Genomic DNA, 18923 nt, shown 5'->3' on the forward strand with positions numbered 1-18923 from the left:
AGCAACTTGGACACCCAAACAGATTGTAGGTCGCTTATTTCAAGGGAAGTTAAGCTTTAAAACGATTTATCGTTGGATTTACAAAGGTATATTTTCCGTGGATTTAACTGTACTTCGTCAAAGAGGAAAACGTCAAAAACCTCGTGAAACGCGTGGTGTAGATACATCCATTCTCTTGCGTCCAAGTGAAGTAAATGAACTTAAATGAACGTGAAACATTCGGTCACTGGGAACTTGATACAGTTGTTTCTTCACGTGATACAAAGGATGTTTGGCGAGCTTTGTGTAGCGAATGTATATCGCCTTACAGATAACAGACCGTTCTGCAGAATTAATGGAAGGTGCGATTCGCAAGTTGGTTTCAGTCCTTTCAACACAAGGATTTCTAACAGCGACCATGGATCGCGGCTTTCTATATTTTTGGAAGTAATGTACTTGATATAATATAATCAAAAAGATTGGTGGACTCTTATGACAATAAAAAGACCATTAGTTATAATACTCCATGAAATTTATGGAGTATTATAAAACGTTTTTTAATGATGCGGGGCTAGATGTAATAGTTCCTAATTTATTGGGTAGAATACCTTTTGATTATTCAGAGGAAGCAGAAACATATGCGTATTTTATGACAGAAGTAGGTTTTGAAAAGGATCAGTCGATAGTTGAGCAAATTATATGTGAGCAAAAACTACATTATGAGAATATTTATATCGTTGGAATTTAGTATTGGTTACTACTGTGGTTTATTTAGCTGAGCAAGAAAAATCCTTTGACCCTCGGAAAATTATTGACCAATTGCAACAAAAAGCCCATGTTAATGCTTACTTAGTAAATAAAGAGCATGGCTATATGAATCCCTATGATAAAAATTTCGATAAATTAGCAGCAGAAAAATTAATAAATAAAATTTTATATACATTAAATTGTCACAATAAATTCAATTTGTTATAATATATATAGAACAGAATGGAGTGATACGTATGTTTCTTCAAATTGAGCCACATTCAGATGTGCCGATATATACGCAACTAACGCAGCAAATTATTGAAGGTATTGCCAGTGGACAATTGAAATCTGGAGAGTCCTTACCGTCTGTTAGATCTTTGGCTGCTGATTTAGGTGTGAATATGCATACGGTTAATAAGAGTTATCATGAATTAGAGAAGAAGGGTATGATCCGCATTATCCCAAAGTCTGGAGCAGTTGTTACAGGGCCAAATGATTTAGGGGTAACAAATGCACAAATGCAACAAGTTGAGAGAATGTTACGGCCTGTTGTTGCAGAAGGACTGGTTGTTGGATTAGGAGCACAAGATCTACAACAACTAGTACAAAAGCTAATAAAAAACTTGACATAAAGGGGCCTAAAGGAAATGGATGGTTTTATTTTTTCATTAGTTATGCTCGTTGTAATTGGTTTACTACAAGCGTTTGTACCATATTGGGTTAAAGAGACGATTGTTTTTGGTGTGACAGTACCTGATCAACAAGTCTATCATCCTGTAGTGAAGGCATCAAAAAAAATCTATACTTTAACACTTCTAGGTTTACTGGCTATTATAATAGTGGGTTATGTTTTGTGGCATTTAAATAGTACAGTGAATGATGAATTACTTATCATTGTGGGAATTATCCTGCAGTTTATATTAATCGGTATAAGTATGTTGATGTATTTAATACTGCATAACAAAATTACGGAGTTAAAAAAAGTGGAGGAATGGGGAGCAGAACTGAAACAAGTAAAGGTAACAGATTGGTCCGTACGTGCACGTGATGAAATGTTGCCGATATTCTATTTTTTACTACCAATTTTTGTTGTAGGTGGCCTGATTATTTACACTTATTCGCAATATCCACTACTTCCTGAAAATATTGCAACACATTGGGGGCCAAACGGTCAACCCGATGCTTTTACAAATAAAAATAGATTTTCAGTTATTGCAATACCACTTATTTTATTAGTAATGCAGATAATGTTTGCAGGCATTATTGAGTTAACACGTCGCTCGGGCATTAAGATTAGCGTAACTAGAACGAAGCAATCCATTCGTCAGCAATTAGCGATGAGAAAGTATTCGAGTTGGTTTATGTTTTTAATGACTATGCTAATAACAATACTCTTTAGTATCTTACAATTAACAACAATTCATAGCGACCTTGTCGGTGAGAGTACGATGCTTACTATGTTCATTGTTTTCATTTTTATCACAATTATTGGGTCAATTGCTTTTGCAGTAAAACTGAGCAGTTTAGGTGATTCTAAAGGGGATAATTATTCTACTTCGGGTATTACAGACGTAGATGAAGATCAGTATTGGATAGGCGGTCTTATTTACTTTAATCGCAATGACCCATCAGTCTTCGTAGAGAAGCGATTTGGTGTTGGTTGGACGGTTAATCTAGCTCGTCCAATTGCTATTGCTTGTATTTTCGGACCGATTGTATTAATTCTCTTAATTTCAATATTTGCATAGATAGATTGAAAAATTGCATATAAATTTAACTATGACCAACAAGTAGCTAATACATCTATTTAAACGCCTTTATAGAGCTGATTCAGCCTGTATAAAAAGACCAATGTATTGTGCTGTCTAAAGAGGATATCGCAGTAACGAGTATCAAGAGAAAGTTGCAAGAACATTTGTAACGTTTTGTTCATATGGCGTTCATAATGGCAAAGTAATGTTATTACCATGGTAAGAATAAAATCTATGGAGGAATGACATTATGGAAACAAAATGGAGTTTACGTTTAGTTCGTTTAGCTGCAATCTTTGGTCTGATTGGAGTTATATTGGGCTCTCATATGGCTGGTTCTGGTAGCTATCAATTCCGTCCGATCCATGCGCATATTCTAGTAGTAGGCTGGTTAACAATTTTCACTTGGGGTATTTTCTATCGTATATATAAAATTAAATCTTCTAAGCTTGTAGCAATTCATGGCTGGACAGCAGTAATAGGCTCAGTAGGTTTAACAGTTGGTATGTGGTTAAATGCATTGAAGCCTTTTAACGTAAACGAAACATTCGCATTGGTCTTTTACATCGTAGGAGGTACAATTTTATTAGTAAGCTTTGGTGTGTTTGTCATTACAACATTTATGATAGATACTAAGGGAAGAAAGTAATATAGATAAGAAGCATCATCAGAAATGAGCTGAGGATGCTTTTTTGCATTTCTGTCAGAGGATAACAAATAAAAGTAGTTTAAGACCTAATTTATTTCTGGAATTTAAATGGCTATTGGTTTTGATTTGTATAAATTTTGCTATAATTAAAGATTAGAAAGAGTGGTGAATTGACATAGTGTCGAATTGGTATAGTATTTTTCCGAAAAATCCATTGCTCAGTATTTCTGCTTGGGCCTTTTTCTGTTTTGTCCCGTTTTACTTTGTTTTTCGTACAGCATCCCCATTAATTATATCGATTGCTGTTGCTGTGTTGATTGTCTATCTCATTTGTTTTCGTTTTTCATATAGTACCAATAGTGGTTTAGTTTATGTGTGCATTGCCTTAGAAATGGTTATTAACTCTGTAATGACAATTCTCTTTGGTTATATTTATTTCGCTTTCTTCACTGCTTTCTTTATTGGGAAAATTCGTCATACTGTTGGGTTTTATATTATGTATGGTCTCCATATTGCAATCACTATTGGTTCAATTATAGGAGGTTTCTTTATTGAAACAGAGCTATTCATTAAAGAAATTCCTTTTATTGTTATTGTTGTTTTCGGTGTAATTTTAGGACCGTTTTATTTATATAGTGCAAATAAACGTGAAAAATTACAAGGACAATTAGCAACTGCTAACGAACGTATTTCTGAACTCAGTGTCTATGAAGAACGTCAACGAATTGCTAGAGATTTGCATGATACTTTAGGACAAAAGCTTTCAATGGTTGGATTAAAGAGTGATTTAGCCATTCGTTTAGTAAAAAAAGATCAAGAAGCCGCTATAGAGGAACTTCGCGATATTCGTCAAACAGCTAGCATTGCATTAAAAGAAGTCCGAGAAATGGTATCGAATATGAAAGCTGCAAAATTACAGGATGAACTAATACAAGTTCAACGAATTTTAACAGCAGCAGACATTAAGATGCGGATAGAAGGAGATTCAGAATTTAGTCACATTCCTACGATTATTGGGAATACATTAAGTATGTGTTTGAAAGAAGCCATAAACAACGTAGTCCGACATAGTAATGCTACCGAATGCATAGTTACCATTATACAAAAAGCCGACGTGATCCAATTGAATATATTAGATAATGGTATTGGTATATCTAATATGAAGGTGAAACCATCAAGTAACGGTTTAAATGGTATGAAAGAAAGGTTAGAGTTTGTTAATGGCGAATTAGATATTTCTATAAATAACGGTACCCTTATAAAAATTAGCGTACCGAATGTTATAATGTATCAAAAAGAAGATCAACAGTTTAATTAAAAACATATAGTAGTATGTATTAAGGTCCCTAGCAATGTTTAAATGTTAAGTACCTTTATGGTACGCTTTATTTCCCGGGAAATATTAATGCTTGGATAAGAATTATAATAATTCGTCTAATCACACACGCAACAAATTGCAAAACAGACTTACAACATTGTACAATATTGTGTAAATCGATACTGGATTATCGTATCGAACTATTTATAAAAGGATGTGATAATGGTGGCATATGAAACAAATTTGCCTGCTACAGCACAAACTCATGCAAAGCCTTTTAATAATAATTTGGCGAATCTTTGCATGGGGTGATTAAAGTTTCATCGCCGTTGCATGTCATGTTATTCATTGAAATGCTTTGCCCTTAACTTCAATTATGATAGTGAAGGAGCGAGTTCCAATGCGATATGTGAATGCACAGGATATAATACCGCAAAAGCTGTTAGCTGAAATTCAACAGTATGTACAAGGAGGTTTACTCTATATCCCTAAACCTGAAAAAAGCAGGGTTAAATGGGGTGTTCATTCTGGTGAACGAGAAAGATTATCTAAACGTAATGCACTGATACGAGATACATTTCGGAGCGGATCATCATTAAATAGCTTAGCCAAGGAATTTAATTTATCTGTGGAAACAATAAAAAAAATTATTTATACAAAATAAGTTGTAATAGCTGCTTAGGTAACTAGCAGCTATTTTTATGTAGAGTTTTATTATAAAAATAATCCCCAATTGTAGCGCTGAGATATTTGTAGTAAGTTGAAGACAAAGGAAGTGATACGAATGGAACACTTTATGAATGTAGAACAATACCAGTTCATAAAGAAGCAGGCTAAGAAAATAGCTAGTGCGTATTCGAACACGAAAGACGAGGGTGTCATTCAGGCGTTACAAGCACTAGTAATGGAGAGTATTAATGAGAAGATTGTAGAATTGGATGAAGAAAGCCTTGCAATATTAAAACCTATCGTAACTATACAAACGAAAGAGCAACTTGAAGATTTTATTAGAAAGATAAAAGTTTACGTTACTCCATTTGATAAACTAACTGAGAAAGAACTTAAAAAACTCTTCCCAAAGGATAAAAAATTGAAAGTCCCGGATTTAAAAAATATAGATTGGACCGAAATTTCTTATTTAAGTTGGCTCGATTCAGGAACTAATCGTAAATATATTGTATATAGAAACGATAACGGCATAAAAAGCATCCGGGGCATCTTTAGTCAATCTAGTAAGAAGGGGATTTGTGCCATTTGCAATCAACATCAAACAGTCGGTATGTTCATGAGCTCCAAAAAGGGAAGAGCAGTAGGCACATATGTAAAAAGGGGAAATTATATATGCGTAGATAGCACTGTGTGCAATGAAAATTTATCAGATTTTAAACGATTAATAGACTTCATTGAAACGATTAATGAATAGAACCCCAGAAAAAGCAAATCATCTAATTTAGCTGATTTGCTTTTTGGTACATCTAAATAATATAAATGTAATAGAAGTAGTATGTCTAAAATTGATTTTTTAAATTTAGTCAAACATTTAAGATGGTTTTTAAAATCTATCAACATTAAAATTTAAACCATTCTGATTCTATTTCAAAATAAATAAACATCTCGGGAAGATTATGATCTCCGAAATGTTTATAGTAGTTTGAATTGCGATATATTTAAAAAGAACTTAATATAACAATCGATTATTTGGAGCGGTAGCTACCTCGATACAAATACGAATACTTTCTATTAGATCATCTAATGACCAGCTAGGAATTTTACCATGCTGAATAGCTAGTTCATGAGAAGCTGGAATATGTATAAACCCCGAAAGAATATTACTGTTCTTTGAAAGTGCATATTTTAGACCCTCATACATAATGTTATTACATAAATAAGTTCCTGCTGAGTTAGATATTTCCGCAGGATACCCTTTTTCTAAGAGTTGATTTACCATTTGACGAATAGGTAAATTAGTAAAATATGCGTCATTACCATCTGGATAAATTGCTTCATCTATAGGGGTATAACCTGAATTATCAGGTTCGCCATCTTTTGTATTGATTGATATTCTTTCAGGCGTTATTTTAAATCGTCCACCTGCTAAACCAAGTGAAATGATGATATCTGGTTGCACTTTTTCAATTAACTGTTTGAATTGTATAGCGGATTGCTTGAAATCAACTACTAGTATTTCTGCATGTATTTCATAGTCATTGATGACCCTATTTTTAAATTGATTTACTACTTTCATAGTAGGATTCACAGTGTAGTGTAGAAAAGGTTCGAAACCTGTTAAGAGTATTTTCTTCATAGTTGTACCTCTTTCTTAAAGTATTATTTGTCTGGATTTAAATAGCTTAATATTCCTCTTTTTAAAATGTAGATAGAATTACCATGAAACTGATGCTAAATTATGTATTTTAAACAAAGCGTAATGTTCAGAATATATTTAATATTATACAGAACTAAGTATATTTCCTCTTCCTTTGTAAAACAAGAGACAAGAAAATAATTATGATACAATCAAGTTAAACTTATCACTAATAAAACCCACGTAAGAAAAGAAGGTGACAGAATGTCGAACCAATCAGAAGAAGTAAAGGTTACACATCGATCAACTAAGGAAAAAGACGATATATTAAATAGATTAAAACGAATAGAGGGGCAAGTTCGAGGCATTCAAAACATGGTTGAAAATGACCGTTACTGTGTAGATATCCTAATTCAAGTATCAGCAATTAATGCAGCATTGAAGAAAGTTAACATGAATTTGTTAGAAAGACATACTAGTCATTGTGTGTCGGACGCTATTAAGAATGGAGAAGGAGAAGAAGCGATAAAAGAATTAATGGACGTTTTCAAGCAATTTTCAAAGTCTTAAAAAATTTGAGCCAGCATAAAAACTGGCATTTTATTTTTATTGTTGACATACCTAACGGGGGTATAGTAAATTTAGTGTAGAAGAAATCTTGATCAAGCCATGCTAAGAAATCAGATTCAGTGGATAAAAATAAGGGAAGAAAAACTTAGAGTAAGTAAATTTATATCACCTTTTAAATACTCTTTATTGTATAAATATCGGTTTTTCATACGTCCTTATCACTGCATTAAAGTACGTTTATTTTTACCCTATAGGGGTATAATTAGAACCCAAACAACTAAGGAGGAATTTTTTATTGAACAAATGACACTAGGTGTAAAAGGAATGTCTTGTGGGCATTGCGTTAATGCAATTGAAGGAAATGTAGGGAAGTTAAACGGTGTAGATTCTGTAAAAGTACATCTTGATACAGCTAAGGTAGATGTAGCATTAGACCCAAACATCATAAGCATACAAGATATTAAAAATGAAATTGAAGATCAAGGTTACGATGTAGAGTAATCTGTCTAAAGTAAAATAGCTAATAAAGAAATCGTGCTGGTTTCAGCACGATTTCTTTTGAAAAGCATCACTTTCGAATGGTAGCTACTTAAGGAGTGAAAAATGATGAGCCAAAAAAAAGCGACTCTCCAAATAACAGGTATGACATGTTCTGCTTGTGCAAATAGAATTGAAAAAGGTTTATCAAAGATAGAGGGTGTAGAAGAGGCAAATGTTAACTTTGCACTTGAAAAAACGCAAATAGTTTATGATTCAGATAAAGTGGATGAAAAGCAATTTAAAGATAAAGTAAAAGCTTTAGGTTATGACGTAGTAAGTAAAAAAGATGAATTAGATATCACTGGGATGACATGTGCAGCTTGTGCAAATAGAATTGAAAAACGTTTAAATAAGATTGATGGAGTTGATACAGCTACGGTTAACTTCGCGCTAGAATCAGTTCTTGTGGAATACAATCCGGAGCAAGTTAATGTATCTGAAATGCAAGAAGTAATAAAAAAACTTGGCTATGCGCTCATTGAGAAACAAGAAAAAACAGGGGATTATGTAGACCATCGTCAAAATGAAATCAAGAAACAACAAGGGAAATTTATTTTCTCACTTATTTTATCTATGCCATTGTTATGGGCAATGGTCAGTCACTTTGAATTTACAAGCTTTATCTGGCTACCTGATATGCTTATGAATCCGTGGGTACAGCTAGCGCTTGCAACACCAGTTCAATTTATCGTAGGTAAACAGTTTTACGTTGGAGCTTATAAATCGTTAAGAAATAAGAGTGCAAACATGGATGTACTCGTAGCATTAGGTACGTCAGCTGCTTATTTCTATAGTTTATATTTAAGTATCAAGTCAATTGGTTCTAACGCTCATATGGTGGAACTCTATTACGAAACAAGTGCAGTTCTAATTACATTAATTATTTTAGGTAAATTATTTGAAGCAAAAGCAAAAGGGCGCTCATCTGAAGCTATTAAGAAGTTAATGGGACTCCAAGCCAAAAATGCGACTGTTGTTCGTGATGGTGAAGAGATGATTATTCCAATTGAAGAAGTATTAAAAGACGATATTGTCTACGTGAAGCCAGGTGAAAAGGTACCAGTTGATGGTGAAATTGTAGAAGGTCAATCAGCGCTTGATGAAGCAATGTTGACAGGCGAAAGTATCCCTGTAGATAAAACGATGGGCGATACTGTTATTGGATCAACGATAAACAAAAATGGTTTCTTGAAAATTAAAGCAACTAATGTCGGGAAAGATACAGCACTTGCTCAAATTATTAAAGTTGTTGAAGAAGCTCAAGGCTCTAAAGCGCCTATTCAACGTTTAGCTGACGTAATTTCAGGTATATTCGTTCCGATAGTAGTAGCTATAGCTATTATTACATTCGTTGTATGGTACTTCATGGTGAGTCCTGGAGACTTTGCTGAAGCACTTGAGAAATTTATCGCAGTATTAGTTATTGCTTGTCCTTGTGCACTTGGCCTTGCGACACCAACTTCAATTATGGCAGGATCAGGTCGTGCAGCTGAGTTTGGCATACTGTTTAAAGGCGGAGAACATCTTGAAACAACACATCGTTTAGATACCATTATCCTTGATAAAACAGGTACTGTTACAAATGGAAAACCGTCATTAACAGATGTTCTGGTAGCACAAGATGTAGATGAGTCAGATTTCCTTAAGCTTGTAGGTACAGCAGAGAAAAACTCAGAACACCCACTCGCAGAAGCCATTGTTGCAGGGATAAAGGAAAAAGGAATTGAACCTGGATCTACAGATACATTTGAGGCCATTCCAGGTTTTGGTATTCATTCAAAAGTGGATAGCAATGAATTATTAATCGGTACACGTAAATTGATGGCGAAATACAATATTCAATTAAAAGCTGAATTAGAGAGTATGGAAGTGTTAGAGAAGCAAGGTAAAACAGCTATGCTAGTTGCTATCAATGGCCAATACGCGGGTCTCGTTGCAGTAGCAGATACAATCAAAGAAACATCAAAAGATGCTATTGATCGTTTACACAAATTGGGTTTAGACGTAGTAATGATCACAGGAGATAATACCCAAACAGCGAAGACAATTGCTGATCAAGTTGGCATCAAGCATGTTATAGCAGAAATTCTACCTGAAGGAAAAGCGGATGAAGTAAAAAAACTCCAACAATCCGGAAAAATCGTAGCGATGGTAGGCGATGGTATCAATGATGCCCCTGCACTAGCAACAGCTGATATTGGAATGGCAATTGGTACGGGAACAGATGTTGCAATGGAAGCGGCAGACATTACGCTAATTCGTGGTGATTTAAATAGTATTGCCGATGCGATCTTCATGAGTAAGAAAACTATCACTAATATTAAACAAAATCTTTTCTGGGCGCTAGCTTATAATAGTTTAGGTGTACCAATAGCCGCTGCTGGCTTATTGGCTCCTTGGTTAGCTGGAGCAGCGATGGCGTTTAGTTCGGTATCGGTCGTGCTCAATGCGTTAAGACTACAACGTATTAAGAGAGACTAGAGGAGTGGAAATATTTGAAAAGCAGTACTTGGATTTGGTCTCTATCGGCAATTGTGTCCTTGGTATCATCATAATAGGCTATAGTGTGTATGCCAATATGAATTCAAATAAAGAGGAAAGAGCTAGTAGTCATAGAAGTAATGCTCATAATAGTGAAAAGTCAGATCAACCAAATAGTGAAAATGAACACGTGGATCATAAAGAAAATGATATGAGTGAAGTGATACCTATAGTAACTTATGCTAACGGAGTCACATCGGTTGAATTAAAAGACAATGGTAATGATACACCAGAATTGGACGTTGCACATGAGAAGCTCATGCATTTGATTGTTGTTAGTGCTGATTTAAAAGAATATCATTTTATGGAGATAAATAAAAAATCCCGCATACCTCAACTTTAAGGGTATACGGAATCGCTGTTATTTTATTGTAAATGTTTTTTCTTCATGGAAATGAAGCTCTTTACCTTTTTCAACATGCAGAGTCACCTTATAAGTACCTGCATCATTGAAAGCGTGTTTAGCTTCATAAGTACCATCTGCTTTTTCTTTAAGTGTTAACCATCCAGCTTCTTCAGTACTATTATTGACGATTTGGAAACGAACTTTTGCATCTGTCAGTGATTTACCATCATGCTTGATAGTGACACCAAAACTAGTGTTTTCACCTCTTTTAGCAGTTGTTTGAGAGAAAGTAGCAGTAGTATCGTCATGAGCGTGTGCATGAGCATGTTCTTCTTCTGATTTGCCACCATGCTTATCAGCTTTCGAGTTGTCGCCGGCAACCTGCATGTCAGCATCAACCATTTCATGTGCCTCACCATTTGTTACATGTGCAGTGATTGCATATTCGCCAGCTTCTTTAATTGTCATTTTAGCTACATAGATTTTATCTTTATTTACTTTGGCTTCTAACATTTTATCTGAACCTGTATTATCATTTTCTATTTCAAACATTACTTCAGAAGCGTCCGTGATTATTTTTTCACCTTCTGTTACTTTTACTTGGAATTCAACTTTATCTCCGATTTTCGCCTTTTTAGGAACGTTTAGATCAGCTTTAAGGACAGCAGTCTTGACCTCTTGATTTTCAACTTTATTCGTATTTTTTTCTTCATTATCATTACAAGCTATAAGTGCAACGCTTGAAATTAGAGCTAAAGCGGTAAGTGTAATTTTGCGCATAAAAAAACTCCCTTCAATTGAGTACGATTGATTGTACCAAAAAAGAAGAGAGAGTTTGCAAAATATATGTGAAGTTTTAACTAAATTGATTTATTTCTTGTCAATATAGTAGGTAAGGTCATACCAACTAATACCAGAATGATCCCTGCAATTTGCACCCAAGTTAAAGATTCATGTAAAACAACAACTGAAACAATAACCGCTACAGGTAGTTCCATGGCACTTAAAATAGAAGCCATGCCACCACCAACTTTAGGAACAGCAATTGTGAATAATAATATCGGTAAAATTATCCCGAATAATCCTAGTAATAAACCGAATTTCCATAGCCCACCACCAAATAGTTGTCCGTTCCAAACAATTTCAGGTGCTAAGAAGATAGAAGTTATAACAAGCGCGAAGAATGACATGATCATCATTCGTGCAATTGTTGATATTTCTTCAGTTGGTCTTGAGTTGATTTGGATGAAAATAGAGAAGCTGACTGCTGCAGCAAAACCATAAACCCAACCTTGCCAAGCAATGCCACTTAAATCGACATCTAATATTCCAGCGGCTAATATTGTTCCCGCGAATAAGAAAATAAGTGAAATGACTTCCTCACGTTTTGGTAATCGACGGTGTAATAGACAATCTATAAGCATGCCAATCCAAGTAAACTGGAATAACATAACAACTGCTAATGAAGCAGTTAAATAATCTAAAGATTTTCCGTAAACAATTCCTGTCGTACCTGTGAAAATCCCGGCTAAAACTAGTACACCAACACTTTGTTTAGATAGTCGAGGTAATTTACGTTGTGTAAGTATGAAGATTAGAAATGCTAATGAAAATCCAACAACATATTGGCTTGTAACGGCCTCAGCTGAATCAAATCCATGTTGCATAGCTACCTTTACAATAGTTGACAATATCCCATAACTACTAGCTGCAATTATAACTAGTAGCGAGTAAAATAGATTTTTATTCATAAAAACAACTCCTATTTTTGGTCAGTTTAGAATCAACCAAGAGGATAGTATAACATTTTTTTTGATAATGTGAAAAGGGAAGTTTACTTTGTAGTATTGCATTCCACACAATCAAACATGAGCATCCTTAAAAGAAACTCATGATTTTTTATTCATTTGTACTCTCTTTAAATTAATAACCTCTAAATCGCCGATTTTCAAGGATAGGGACTGATCTTTAATGAGCTATATGGGAAAGTTGTTTTGACAAGAGTAGGTCTATTTCGTTTTGTCATTCCAAATATGTTGGATTTGAAAATTGTGCCATCTACATTCTCTAATTCAATCCCAGTAAAATCATTTCCATTTTGGTGAAAAAAAGTACTATAGAAGGTAATTGGAATATAAATTTAGACTCCACAAAATCGAGTCGAATTGAAATACCGTAATGTAAAGCAATCTCTACAATTGCTAAAGTTGACTTTAATTATATTGTAGTGAACAGGAAGGCTTATTTAGTAAATTTACGGTAGCGTACATGCCGTTAATTTCCGTTCCGGTGGGCGCTTTCCTGGGAACGAACCTTGAGCCTCCTTGTCGCTAACGCTCCTGCGGGGTCTCAAGATGTTCGCTAGTTCCCCAAGGAGTCGCCACCTGCACTCAATCAACTAGTTTTATCGTTTTTCTGAATTTTTCATTCTTTCTGATTCACATCTAACCCTTTATAATGAAAGGACTAATTCAGGGTGGTGCTGTCCATGATTTCCGAACAAGAAACACTCACTCTAAGCCCTTATGGTGATAAAAAAATGTCCATTAAAACCAACTTCAAATGAAATCACAGAAATAAAAAGAAGTAGGTAAAAATCAAACACAAACGTATTACTTTGACATAGAAAAATGTAAGGTTTGTCCATTACAAGATGGCCAAAAGCAAAACATATTCAGTTTCCATAAAATCAATCGAACATGAAGAGCAAGCAGCTTTTCAAGCAACGGAAAAATTCAAAGACCTAGCGAAAAAGCGCTATAAAATTGAAGCGAAGAATAAGTGAGTTAAAAAATCCGCATGGCTACAATACGGCAAAATCGGGGGGGGTATTTGGTCTGGAAATCCAAGGAGCCACAACGATATTTGCGGTGAATTTGAAACGTATCTAGAAGCTAATAAATGAAGAATAAGGGAAATACCCAAAAAAACACTTTCACTTTTTGTTCAATTTTGAACAGAAAGTGAAGGTGTTTACTATTGAAGAATATCATTTGAAAAACGCGTAAGTTTTTCAGTGCCCTCATGAAAGAGGGGGCTTTTCACAATAATAATTAAATTGATGTAAAAATTCTAGCAATCTTAGTGCATATTTAAATCTTTAATTTTTAGGTCCTATTCTTCCACCCTTTGTTAACAAACTCCAACACATACCAAAAAACTTCACCTTTTTTTGGAATATATAAGGAAGGCCAACAGGAAGTTGGTCAGGTAGCCGTTGCCACAGGACGTGGCGAACTTAGGCTATCTTCCTTTAAACGAGCGCTATCAGCATTAAAGTATATCCAGCTTCAGGCGCTAGTTGCTCGGGTCGTTTCAGTCGGGCGCTCAAAGTCTAAGAGCGACTTTGGCTTCCGCCTTCCAACGACCTCGCAGCTAAACGAGCGCCATCAGCATTAAAGTGTATCCAGCTTTAGGCGCTAGTTGCTCGGGTCGTTTCAGTCGGGCGCTCAAAGTCTAAGAGCAACTTTGGCTTCCGCCTTCCAACGACCTCGCAGCTAAACGAGCGCCATCAGCATTAAAGGGTTTTAACCATATGGTGGAATGGTTCGTCTATGATTGTCCATGGTTCTGTTATGACGTATCCCATACGTTCGTATAGTTGGCGTGCTTTTTCTTTTTGAGTTTCAACATTTAGTGATATTTTTTTATAACCTTTTTCACGTGCTAGTTGTTCTGAGAATTCCAGGAGAATAGTACCGATTCCTTGACCACGGAAGTCGGGATTAATGCAAATTGTATCAACGTAATATTCGTCTTCATGAGCTTCTTTATCAACTTTTGGTGTTTCTGCACCTTTTTCTTGTAGCCATGCTTCTAAGTTGGCATCCATTTGCGGTGCTGCATCACCTGAATAAATGACTAGAGTGCCGACTACTTGACCATCATGTTCTGCAACATATGTATTGAGGTGCGAGTGACGGTTATCTGTGCGCTCGAATAAGTTTATTAATTCGCTTTCAATGGCTTTAGGTTCTGTTTCACCTGTCATACGATTTGCGATATCTCCTATAGCCTCAATAATAAGTGGGGCGACAATTTTGCCGTCAGCAAGTTCAGAATTTCTTACAGTAGTCATCATTTTTTTATCAAACTCCTTCGAGTTTAAGTATAGCAAAGAGAAACGGTAATTTCCGATTATAAGTGTTTGTGCCTAGGGCGATTTAAATAAAGAGAGGGAGGTTCTCCTTAATTTGACGAAAACTGTCGAAAAACACGGAAAGAAACTTTTTCAATAAGTGATTTCATGGTACGCTAGACGTAAGATATTTTGTGGAGGAGTTTGTAGATGTTAGACTCAAAGAAAGAATTCATTCTCGTATATGGAGATGCGTTTGTAGATTTTATTTCAAATGATAAGACTAATACGTCTTTTACTAAGTTTTTAGGTGGCGCTACTGTAAATGTAGCTGCAGGAATTAGTCGCATAGGTGCGCCTTCTGCATTAATCACAATAACAGGGGATGATGAAACATCTGAATTCGTCCGTAATGAATTAGACAAAGAGGGCGTAAATATGAACTATGCCAAATTTCTCCCTGAAAAACGCGTAAGTGGTGTACATGTCCATCTGACTGAAGGAAACGATCGTATTTTTACGAATTATATTGATGAAACACCTGATTTACAAGTAGAGACTGAGCATTTACAGGAAGAAGCATTCAAACGCGCTTCTATTTTTAACATTTGTTCAAATACTATGTTCCATCCGGTTGCACTTGAAACAACTCGTGCAGCAGTAGCGTTGGCTAAAAAGCATAATGTATTACTTGCAATGGATGCAAATATTCGTCCATTACGTTGGGAAAGTCAAAAAGCTTGTTATGAGACTATTAATACGTTTTTAAATAGTGTGGATATGTTAAAGTTAGCTGATGAAGAAATGTTCTTCTTAACAGGGACGACAACACTAGAAGAGGGCATTGCATCGTTAGCAAAATACAATATTCCTTTAATAATGATTACGGTTGGGGCACAAGGCACGCATGTCGTGTTAAATGGTGAAGTGAAACATGTACCTTCTATTCCAATTACATGTGTGGATTCGACAGGTGCTGGCGATGCCTTTATGGCAGGCATATTAAGATATACACATTTAAATGGCATACCAAAAACGATGGAAGATGCTTATAAGTGTGTATTCTTTGCCAATCAATTAGGGGCAATGGCTGCAACAAAAGCAGGTGCGATTACAGCAATGCCATGTTTCGAGGAGATAAAATCACTTATTAAAGAAGGTGTTTAATGGTGGAGAAAAATTATCAGGCATTAGTTGAAGAGCGTATCTTCTTCGGGGGAGCAGCAGATGCAGAACACGCTGTCACGAATGAAAAAGTTGATATTGTTATCGATTTACGTGTGAAAGAACCGGAAAGGGTTACTTATAATAGAGTACACGCTCCTATTGCTGACGAAGTAGAACAGGTTGAAGCTTCTATCTTGCATGCAGTCGATGAAATAATTTCAGCATACCGTGATGGGAAAAAAGTGTTTTTCCATTGTGGTGGCGGTGGTGGTCGTGCAGGTACCGTCGCAGTTGCTACACTTATTGAGCTAGGACAAGCAGATTCTGTTGAAGAAGCTGAACAAAAAGCCAAAGCTATACGTGATAAAGTAAATGTTCGTGAACCAATGAAAAAAGCTTTGCAAAATATATATAATAAATAACTAATAAATCCTTGGTGCATTTGCAGCAAGGATTTATTAGTTTATATCAAAAGTTTTTAAAGAGCGTTTATTTATTTTTGAATTACTTTTCAAAAAGCTGCCGTCGCAATTTATAGCATGGGGGAGACAATTAGAATAAATCTCTTTTACCGAATTACTCCTAATTATTGCTGCTACATAAATGGCGGAATATGTAATTAAGAGCGCCTATCAAAAAAAGCGCTTCTTATTGATGAAAGTTAACTTAATAGTAAAAACCTATGCATGGGTTTATCTTTTGGAATATTTACGAAAAGGACTGCCACTAGGAGAATGGAGAGCAATCAAGCTTTAAATATCCTTATCCCTAACAGTAATATATAATGAACCATTTGGTTGAAGTTGAGCATAATATACATCTTGAACAGATTCTATCTCTTTTTTACGAAGTTTACGCATAAGCCATTCCTCCGTTAGGTTTAATTCCTCCATCGTGTTCCAAACGATTGCTCCATCTGCAATCACTTCCATTGGCATATGTGGCGGAATTGAAACATCTGCCTTTACATCTTGCTTTGTTGCTCCTTGCTCAGCAGGTTTCTTCAAAACGCTCAACCTTCCATTTGTCTCCAAAATGGCGTACTGCACGTCTTGAATGGAATAGATGGATTGTTCACGTAGCATCATAATTAAATCATCCATATGCAAGCGTGATGATTTTAATGCCTGAACAGATAGTTCCCCATTTTTTATAATTACAGTTGATGAATCATTAATGAGTACACGCATTTTCGGAGATTTGAGTGCAACGAAACTCATAAAAATCGTCAAGATAGTCCACCATATAAGAGAAATAAGCCCATCGATAAAGGGTGTCTCGTGTTGCGCAGCAATCTCAGCTGCGGTAGATCCAATTGTAATTCCTGTAATGTAATGGAAAAATGTTAGCTGACCCAATTGTTTTTTTCCGAGCCAACGTGCTAACAAAAGCAAAACAAGAAATGATACCGTTGTCCTCAGGATCATCTCCCAAAAGTTAATTTCCAAAATTTTATCCATTCAAATCAAGCTCCTTTTCATTACATATCCGTTAGTATTTCCTCGAAAATTGGAGATATGCTTAAAATTCCATGAAAATTCGCTCATAATTATTGTTATAATTAGTAAGTTGATTATTTTGAATTAAGAAAGAAGTGTGATTAAACAAAATGACGACTGTAAATAAAACGCAATCATTAGGAAACCCAGTGTATCCGATAATGTTTGCAATAGGGCTTTGCCATTTATTCAACGATACTTTACAAGCCGTTATTCCAGCGATGTTCCCAGTATTAGAAAGTGAGCGAGGTTTAACATTTACTCAACTTGGTTTTATAGCATTCGCATTAAATATGGTAGCTTCGGTTTTACAGCCGGTTGTTGGTTATTTTAGTGATAAAAAGCAAAAACCTTATGCATTACCGCTTGGTATGACTAGCTCATTTATTGGTATGGCAGGTTTAGCTTTTGCAGCAGACTACTGGATGATATTAGTTTCAGTTATATTTTTAGGGTTTGGTTCAGCGATTTTTCACCCAGAAGGTTCTCGTGTTTCTTTTATGGCGGCAGGTTCAAAACGCGGATTGTCACAATCTATTTATCAAGTTGGTGGTAACTCCGGGCAAGCGTTAGCACCTTTAATTAGCGCTTTTATTTTAGTACCATTCGGTCAAAAAGGAGCGGCATGGTTTTTAATTGTCGCAGCTGTAGGCATCATTGTTTTATCAAAAATATCAGCATGGTATAAAAAACAATTAGAGGAAGAACGTTTATCTAAAAAGAAAAAAGGAATTATTTCTTCTTTACCACAAATGACAAGAAAGCAGGTTGGAATTGCACTTGGCTTATTAATGATGGTCATATTCGTTCGTTCATTTTATGTTACAAATATAACAAGCTTTTATATCTTTCATTTGATGGATAAATACGGTTTAACAATACAAAAAGGACAGTTAATTATTTTTGTATTCTTAGCTATTGGAGCGGTAGGGACATTCTTTGGTGGACCAATGGCAGACAAGCTAGGGCGTAAAAACATTATCTTGTTATCGGTGCTCGTCCCGATGCCACTTGCCTTAATATTGCCTTATGTTCCTTTGGGGGCAGTTGTTGTATTACTTATTTTGATTGGCTTCTTCATTATGTTAAGTTTCTCTGTGACAGTAGTTTACGCACAGGAATTAGTACCGAGTAAAATCGGTACAATGGCGGGATTAACGGTAGGGTTAGCTTTTGGGATGGGTGCAATTGGAGCCGTCGTTATTGGTATTATGATGGACCAATATGGGATTTTTAAAACAATGGTTGTTATATCCGTATTGCCTTTACTTGCTCTGGTGGCTTTTGCATTACCGACAGATCGTAAATGGAAATTAAAAAGTTAAAGTTATTTATAAATGACGAATTGTAATATTAAGTGCAACACCAAGACAAAATAGAAAACGCCCATAACGATTCCGTGTAAAATGTAAGTTACCACACTAAACATC

Annotated in this window: 19 protein-coding genes and 2 pseudogenes; 16 read left to right on the forward strand and 5 right to left on the reverse strand. The window is 35.4% G+C overall.

Going from position 1 to position 18923, the window contains the following annotated elements:
* The 8 genes and pseudogenes from ACQKMD_RS19685 to ACQKMD_RS19720 form a co-directional block, all read left to right on the forward strand.
* Positions 1–409: pseudogene (locus ACQKMD_RS19685) on the forward strand (IS30 family transposase); the annotation flags it as partial.
* A gap of 320 nt (positions 410–729) precedes the next feature.
* On the forward strand, positions 730–954 hold the full coding sequence (locus tag ACQKMD_RS19690; RefSeq protein ID WP_427754101.1) for a hypothetical protein: 225 nt from the start codon (positions 730–732) through the stop codon (positions 952–954).
* Between the two features lie 29 nt (positions 955–983).
* Entirely contained in the window at positions 984–1361 is a 378-nt protein-coding gene (locus tag ACQKMD_RS19695; protein ID WP_427754102.1) for a GntR family transcriptional regulator, read from the forward strand.
* A gap of 15 nt (positions 1362–1376) precedes the next feature.
* The gene (locus ACQKMD_RS19700) at positions 1377–2477 is read left to right on the forward strand and encodes a DUF1648 domain-containing protein (protein ID WP_427754104.1); all 1101 of its coding nucleotides are present in this window, start codon (positions 1377–1379) and stop codon (positions 2475–2477) included.
* A 253-nt stretch (positions 2478–2730) separates the two neighbouring features.
* Positions 2731–3129 (forward strand): hypothetical protein, encoded by a 399-nt coding sequence (locus ACQKMD_RS19705; protein WP_427754106.1) that lies wholly within the window; start codon positions 2731–2733, stop codon positions 3127–3129.
* A gap of 178 nt (positions 3130–3307) precedes the next feature.
* Entirely contained in the window at positions 3308–4447 is a 1140-nt protein-coding gene (locus tag ACQKMD_RS19710) for a sensor histidine kinase (protein WP_427754108.1), read from the forward strand.
* Between the two features lie 400 nt (positions 4448–4847).
* Entirely contained in the window at positions 4848–5111 is a 264-nt protein-coding gene (locus ACQKMD_RS19715; RefSeq protein WP_427754110.1) for a CD3324 family protein, read from the forward strand.
* A gap of 120 nt (positions 5112–5231) precedes the next feature.
* Entirely contained in the window at positions 5232–5870 is a 639-nt protein-coding gene (locus tag ACQKMD_RS19720) for a FusB/FusC family EF-G-binding protein (RefSeq protein WP_427754112.1), read from the forward strand.
* Between the two features lie 255 nt (positions 5871–6125).
* Here ACQKMD_RS19720 and pcp read toward each other — a convergent pair whose 3' ends face one another.
* Entirely contained in the window at positions 6126–6752 is a 627-nt protein-coding gene (gene pcp / locus ACQKMD_RS19725) for a pyroglutamyl-peptidase I (protein WP_427754114.1), read from the reverse strand.
* 264 nt (positions 6753–7016) lie between these two features.
* Between pcp and ACQKMD_RS19730 the strand changes: the two genes are divergently transcribed.
* From ACQKMD_RS19730 to ACQKMD_RS19745, 4 genes are all read left to right on the forward strand, one after another.
* Positions 7017–7322, forward strand: a complete 306-nt coding sequence (locus ACQKMD_RS19730; RefSeq protein ID WP_427754116.1) for a metal-sensing transcriptional repressor — start codon at positions 7017–7019, stop codon at positions 7320–7322.
* Positions 7323–7616: 294 nt separating this feature from the next.
* Positions 7617–7823, forward strand: a complete 207-nt coding sequence (gene copZ, locus ACQKMD_RS19735; protein ID WP_427754132.1) for a copper chaperone CopZ — start codon at positions 7617–7619, stop codon at positions 7821–7823.
* A 102-nt stretch (positions 7824–7925) separates the two neighbouring features.
* Positions 7926–10343: a heavy metal translocating P-type ATPase gene (locus ACQKMD_RS19740; protein WP_427754118.1), complete on the forward strand. Its 2418-nt coding sequence runs from the start codon at positions 7926–7928 to the stop codon at positions 10341–10343.
* 4 nt (positions 10344–10347) lie between these two features.
* The gene (locus tag ACQKMD_RS19745) at positions 10348–10746 is read left to right on the forward strand and encodes a hypothetical protein (protein ID WP_427754120.1); all 399 of its coding nucleotides are present in this window, start codon (positions 10348–10350) and stop codon (positions 10744–10746) included.
* Between the two features lie 18 nt (positions 10747–10764).
* On the opposite strand, the gene ACQKMD_RS19750 is transcribed toward ACQKMD_RS19745, so the two are convergent.
* Positions 10765–11529, reverse strand: a complete 765-nt coding sequence (locus tag ACQKMD_RS19750; RefSeq protein ID WP_427754122.1) for a FixH family protein — start codon at positions 11527–11529, stop codon at positions 10765–10767.
* An 80-nt stretch (positions 11530–11609) separates the two neighbouring features.
* Positions 11610–12500, reverse strand: a complete 891-nt coding sequence (locus ACQKMD_RS19755) for an EamA family transporter (RefSeq protein WP_427754123.1) — start codon at positions 12498–12500, stop codon at positions 11610–11612.
* Between the two features lie 829 nt (positions 12501–13329).
* Here ACQKMD_RS19755 and ACQKMD_RS19760 point away from each other — a divergent pair.
* A pseudogene (locus ACQKMD_RS19760) lies at positions 13330–13640 on the forward strand (transposase); the annotation flags it as partial.
* 626 nt (positions 13641–14266) lie between these two features.
* On the opposite strand, the gene ACQKMD_RS19765 reads toward ACQKMD_RS19760, so the two are convergent.
* Positions 14267–14830, reverse strand: a complete 564-nt coding sequence (locus tag ACQKMD_RS19765; RefSeq protein WP_427754125.1) for a GNAT family N-acetyltransferase — start codon at positions 14828–14830, stop codon at positions 14267–14269.
* A 207-nt stretch (positions 14831–15037) separates the two neighbouring features.
* On the opposite strand from ACQKMD_RS19765, the gene ACQKMD_RS19770 reads away from it, so the two are divergent.
* Positions 15038–15994 (forward strand): carbohydrate kinase family protein, encoded by a 957-nt coding sequence (locus tag ACQKMD_RS19770; protein ID WP_427754126.1) that lies wholly within the window; start codon positions 15038–15040, stop codon positions 15992–15994.
* Entirely contained in the window at positions 15994–16416 is a 423-nt protein-coding gene (locus ACQKMD_RS19775) for a protein-tyrosine phosphatase family protein (protein ID WP_427754128.1), read from the forward strand. Before ACQKMD_RS19770 ends, ACQKMD_RS19775 begins: the two co-directional genes overlap by 1 nt.
* Positions 16417–16746: 330 nt before the next feature.
* Here ACQKMD_RS19775 and ACQKMD_RS19780 read toward each other — a convergent pair whose 3' ends face one another.
* Entirely contained in the window at positions 16747–17454 is a 708-nt protein-coding gene (locus ACQKMD_RS19780; protein ID WP_427754129.1) for a YetF domain-containing protein, read from the reverse strand.
* A 149-nt stretch (positions 17455–17603) separates the two neighbouring features.
* Between ACQKMD_RS19780 and ACQKMD_RS19785 the strand changes: the two genes are divergently transcribed.
* Complete coding sequence (locus ACQKMD_RS19785; RefSeq protein WP_427754131.1) at positions 17604–18818, forward strand: MFS transporter; 1215 nt, start codon at positions 17604–17606, stop codon at positions 18816–18818.
* Positions 18819–18923: the final 105 nt, after the last annotated feature.

Origin of the sequence: Viridibacillus sp. NPDC096237 (genome assembly GCF_050278625.1) — a bacterium.
In the GTDB taxonomy this organism is placed as follows: Bacteria; Bacillota; Bacilli; order Bacillales_A; family Planococcaceae; genus Viridibacillus.

Excerpts from the sequence above, each read along its gene's own strand:
- ACQKMD_RS19695 (WP_427754102.1), top strand. The coding sequence starts at position 984 with ATGTTTCTTCAAATTGAGCCACATTCAGATGTGCCGATATATACGCAA.
- ACQKMD_RS19755 (WP_427754123.1), bottom strand. The coding sequence starts at position 12,500 with ATGAATAAAAATCTATTTTACTCGCTACTAGTTATAATTGCAGCTAGT.
- ACQKMD_RS19780 (WP_427754129.1), bottom strand. The coding sequence starts at position 17,454 with ATGGATAAAATTTTGGAAATTAACTTTTGGGAGATGATCCTGAGGACA.
- ACQKMD_RS19740 (WP_427754118.1), top strand. The coding sequence starts at position 7,926 with ATGATGAGCCAAAAAAAAGCGACTCTCCAAATAACAGGTATGACATGT.
- ACQKMD_RS19785 (WP_427754131.1), top strand. The coding sequence starts at position 17,604 with ATGACGACTGTAAATAAAACGCAATCATTAGGAAACCCAGTGTATCCG.
- ACQKMD_RS19715 (WP_427754110.1), top strand. The coding sequence starts at position 4,848 with ATGCGATATGTGAATGCACAGGATATAATACCGCAAAAGCTGTTAGCT.
- ACQKMD_RS19775 (WP_427754128.1), top strand. The coding sequence starts at position 15,994 with ATGGTGGAGAAAAATTATCAGGCATTAGTTGAAGAGCGTATCTTCTTC.
- ACQKMD_RS19700 (WP_427754104.1), top strand. The coding sequence starts at position 1,377 with ATGGATGGTTTTATTTTTTCATTAGTTATGCTCGTTGTAATTGGTTTA.
- ACQKMD_RS19765 (WP_427754125.1), bottom strand. The coding sequence starts at position 14,830 with ATGATGACTACTGTAAGAAATTCTGAACTTGCTGACGGCAAAATTGTC.
- ACQKMD_RS19750 (WP_427754122.1), bottom strand. The coding sequence starts at position 11,529 with ATGCGCAAAATTACACTTACCGCTTTAGCTCTAATTTCAAGCGTTGCA.
- ACQKMD_RS19770 (WP_427754126.1), top strand. The coding sequence starts at position 15,038 with ATGTTAGACTCAAAGAAAGAATTCATTCTCGTATATGGAGATGCGTTT.
- ACQKMD_RS19705 (WP_427754106.1), top strand. The coding sequence starts at position 2,731 with ATGGAAACAAAATGGAGTTTACGTTTAGTTCGTTTAGCTGCAATCTTT.
- ACQKMD_RS19730 (WP_427754116.1), top strand. The coding sequence starts at position 7,017 with ATGTCGAACCAATCAGAAGAAGTAAAGGTTACACATCGATCAACTAAG.
- ACQKMD_RS19720 (WP_427754112.1), top strand. The coding sequence starts at position 5,232 with ATGGAACACTTTATGAATGTAGAACAATACCAGTTCATAAAGAAGCAG.
- pcp (WP_427754114.1), bottom strand. The coding sequence starts at position 6,752 with ATGAAGAAAATACTCTTAACAGGTTTCGAACCTTTTCTACACTACACT.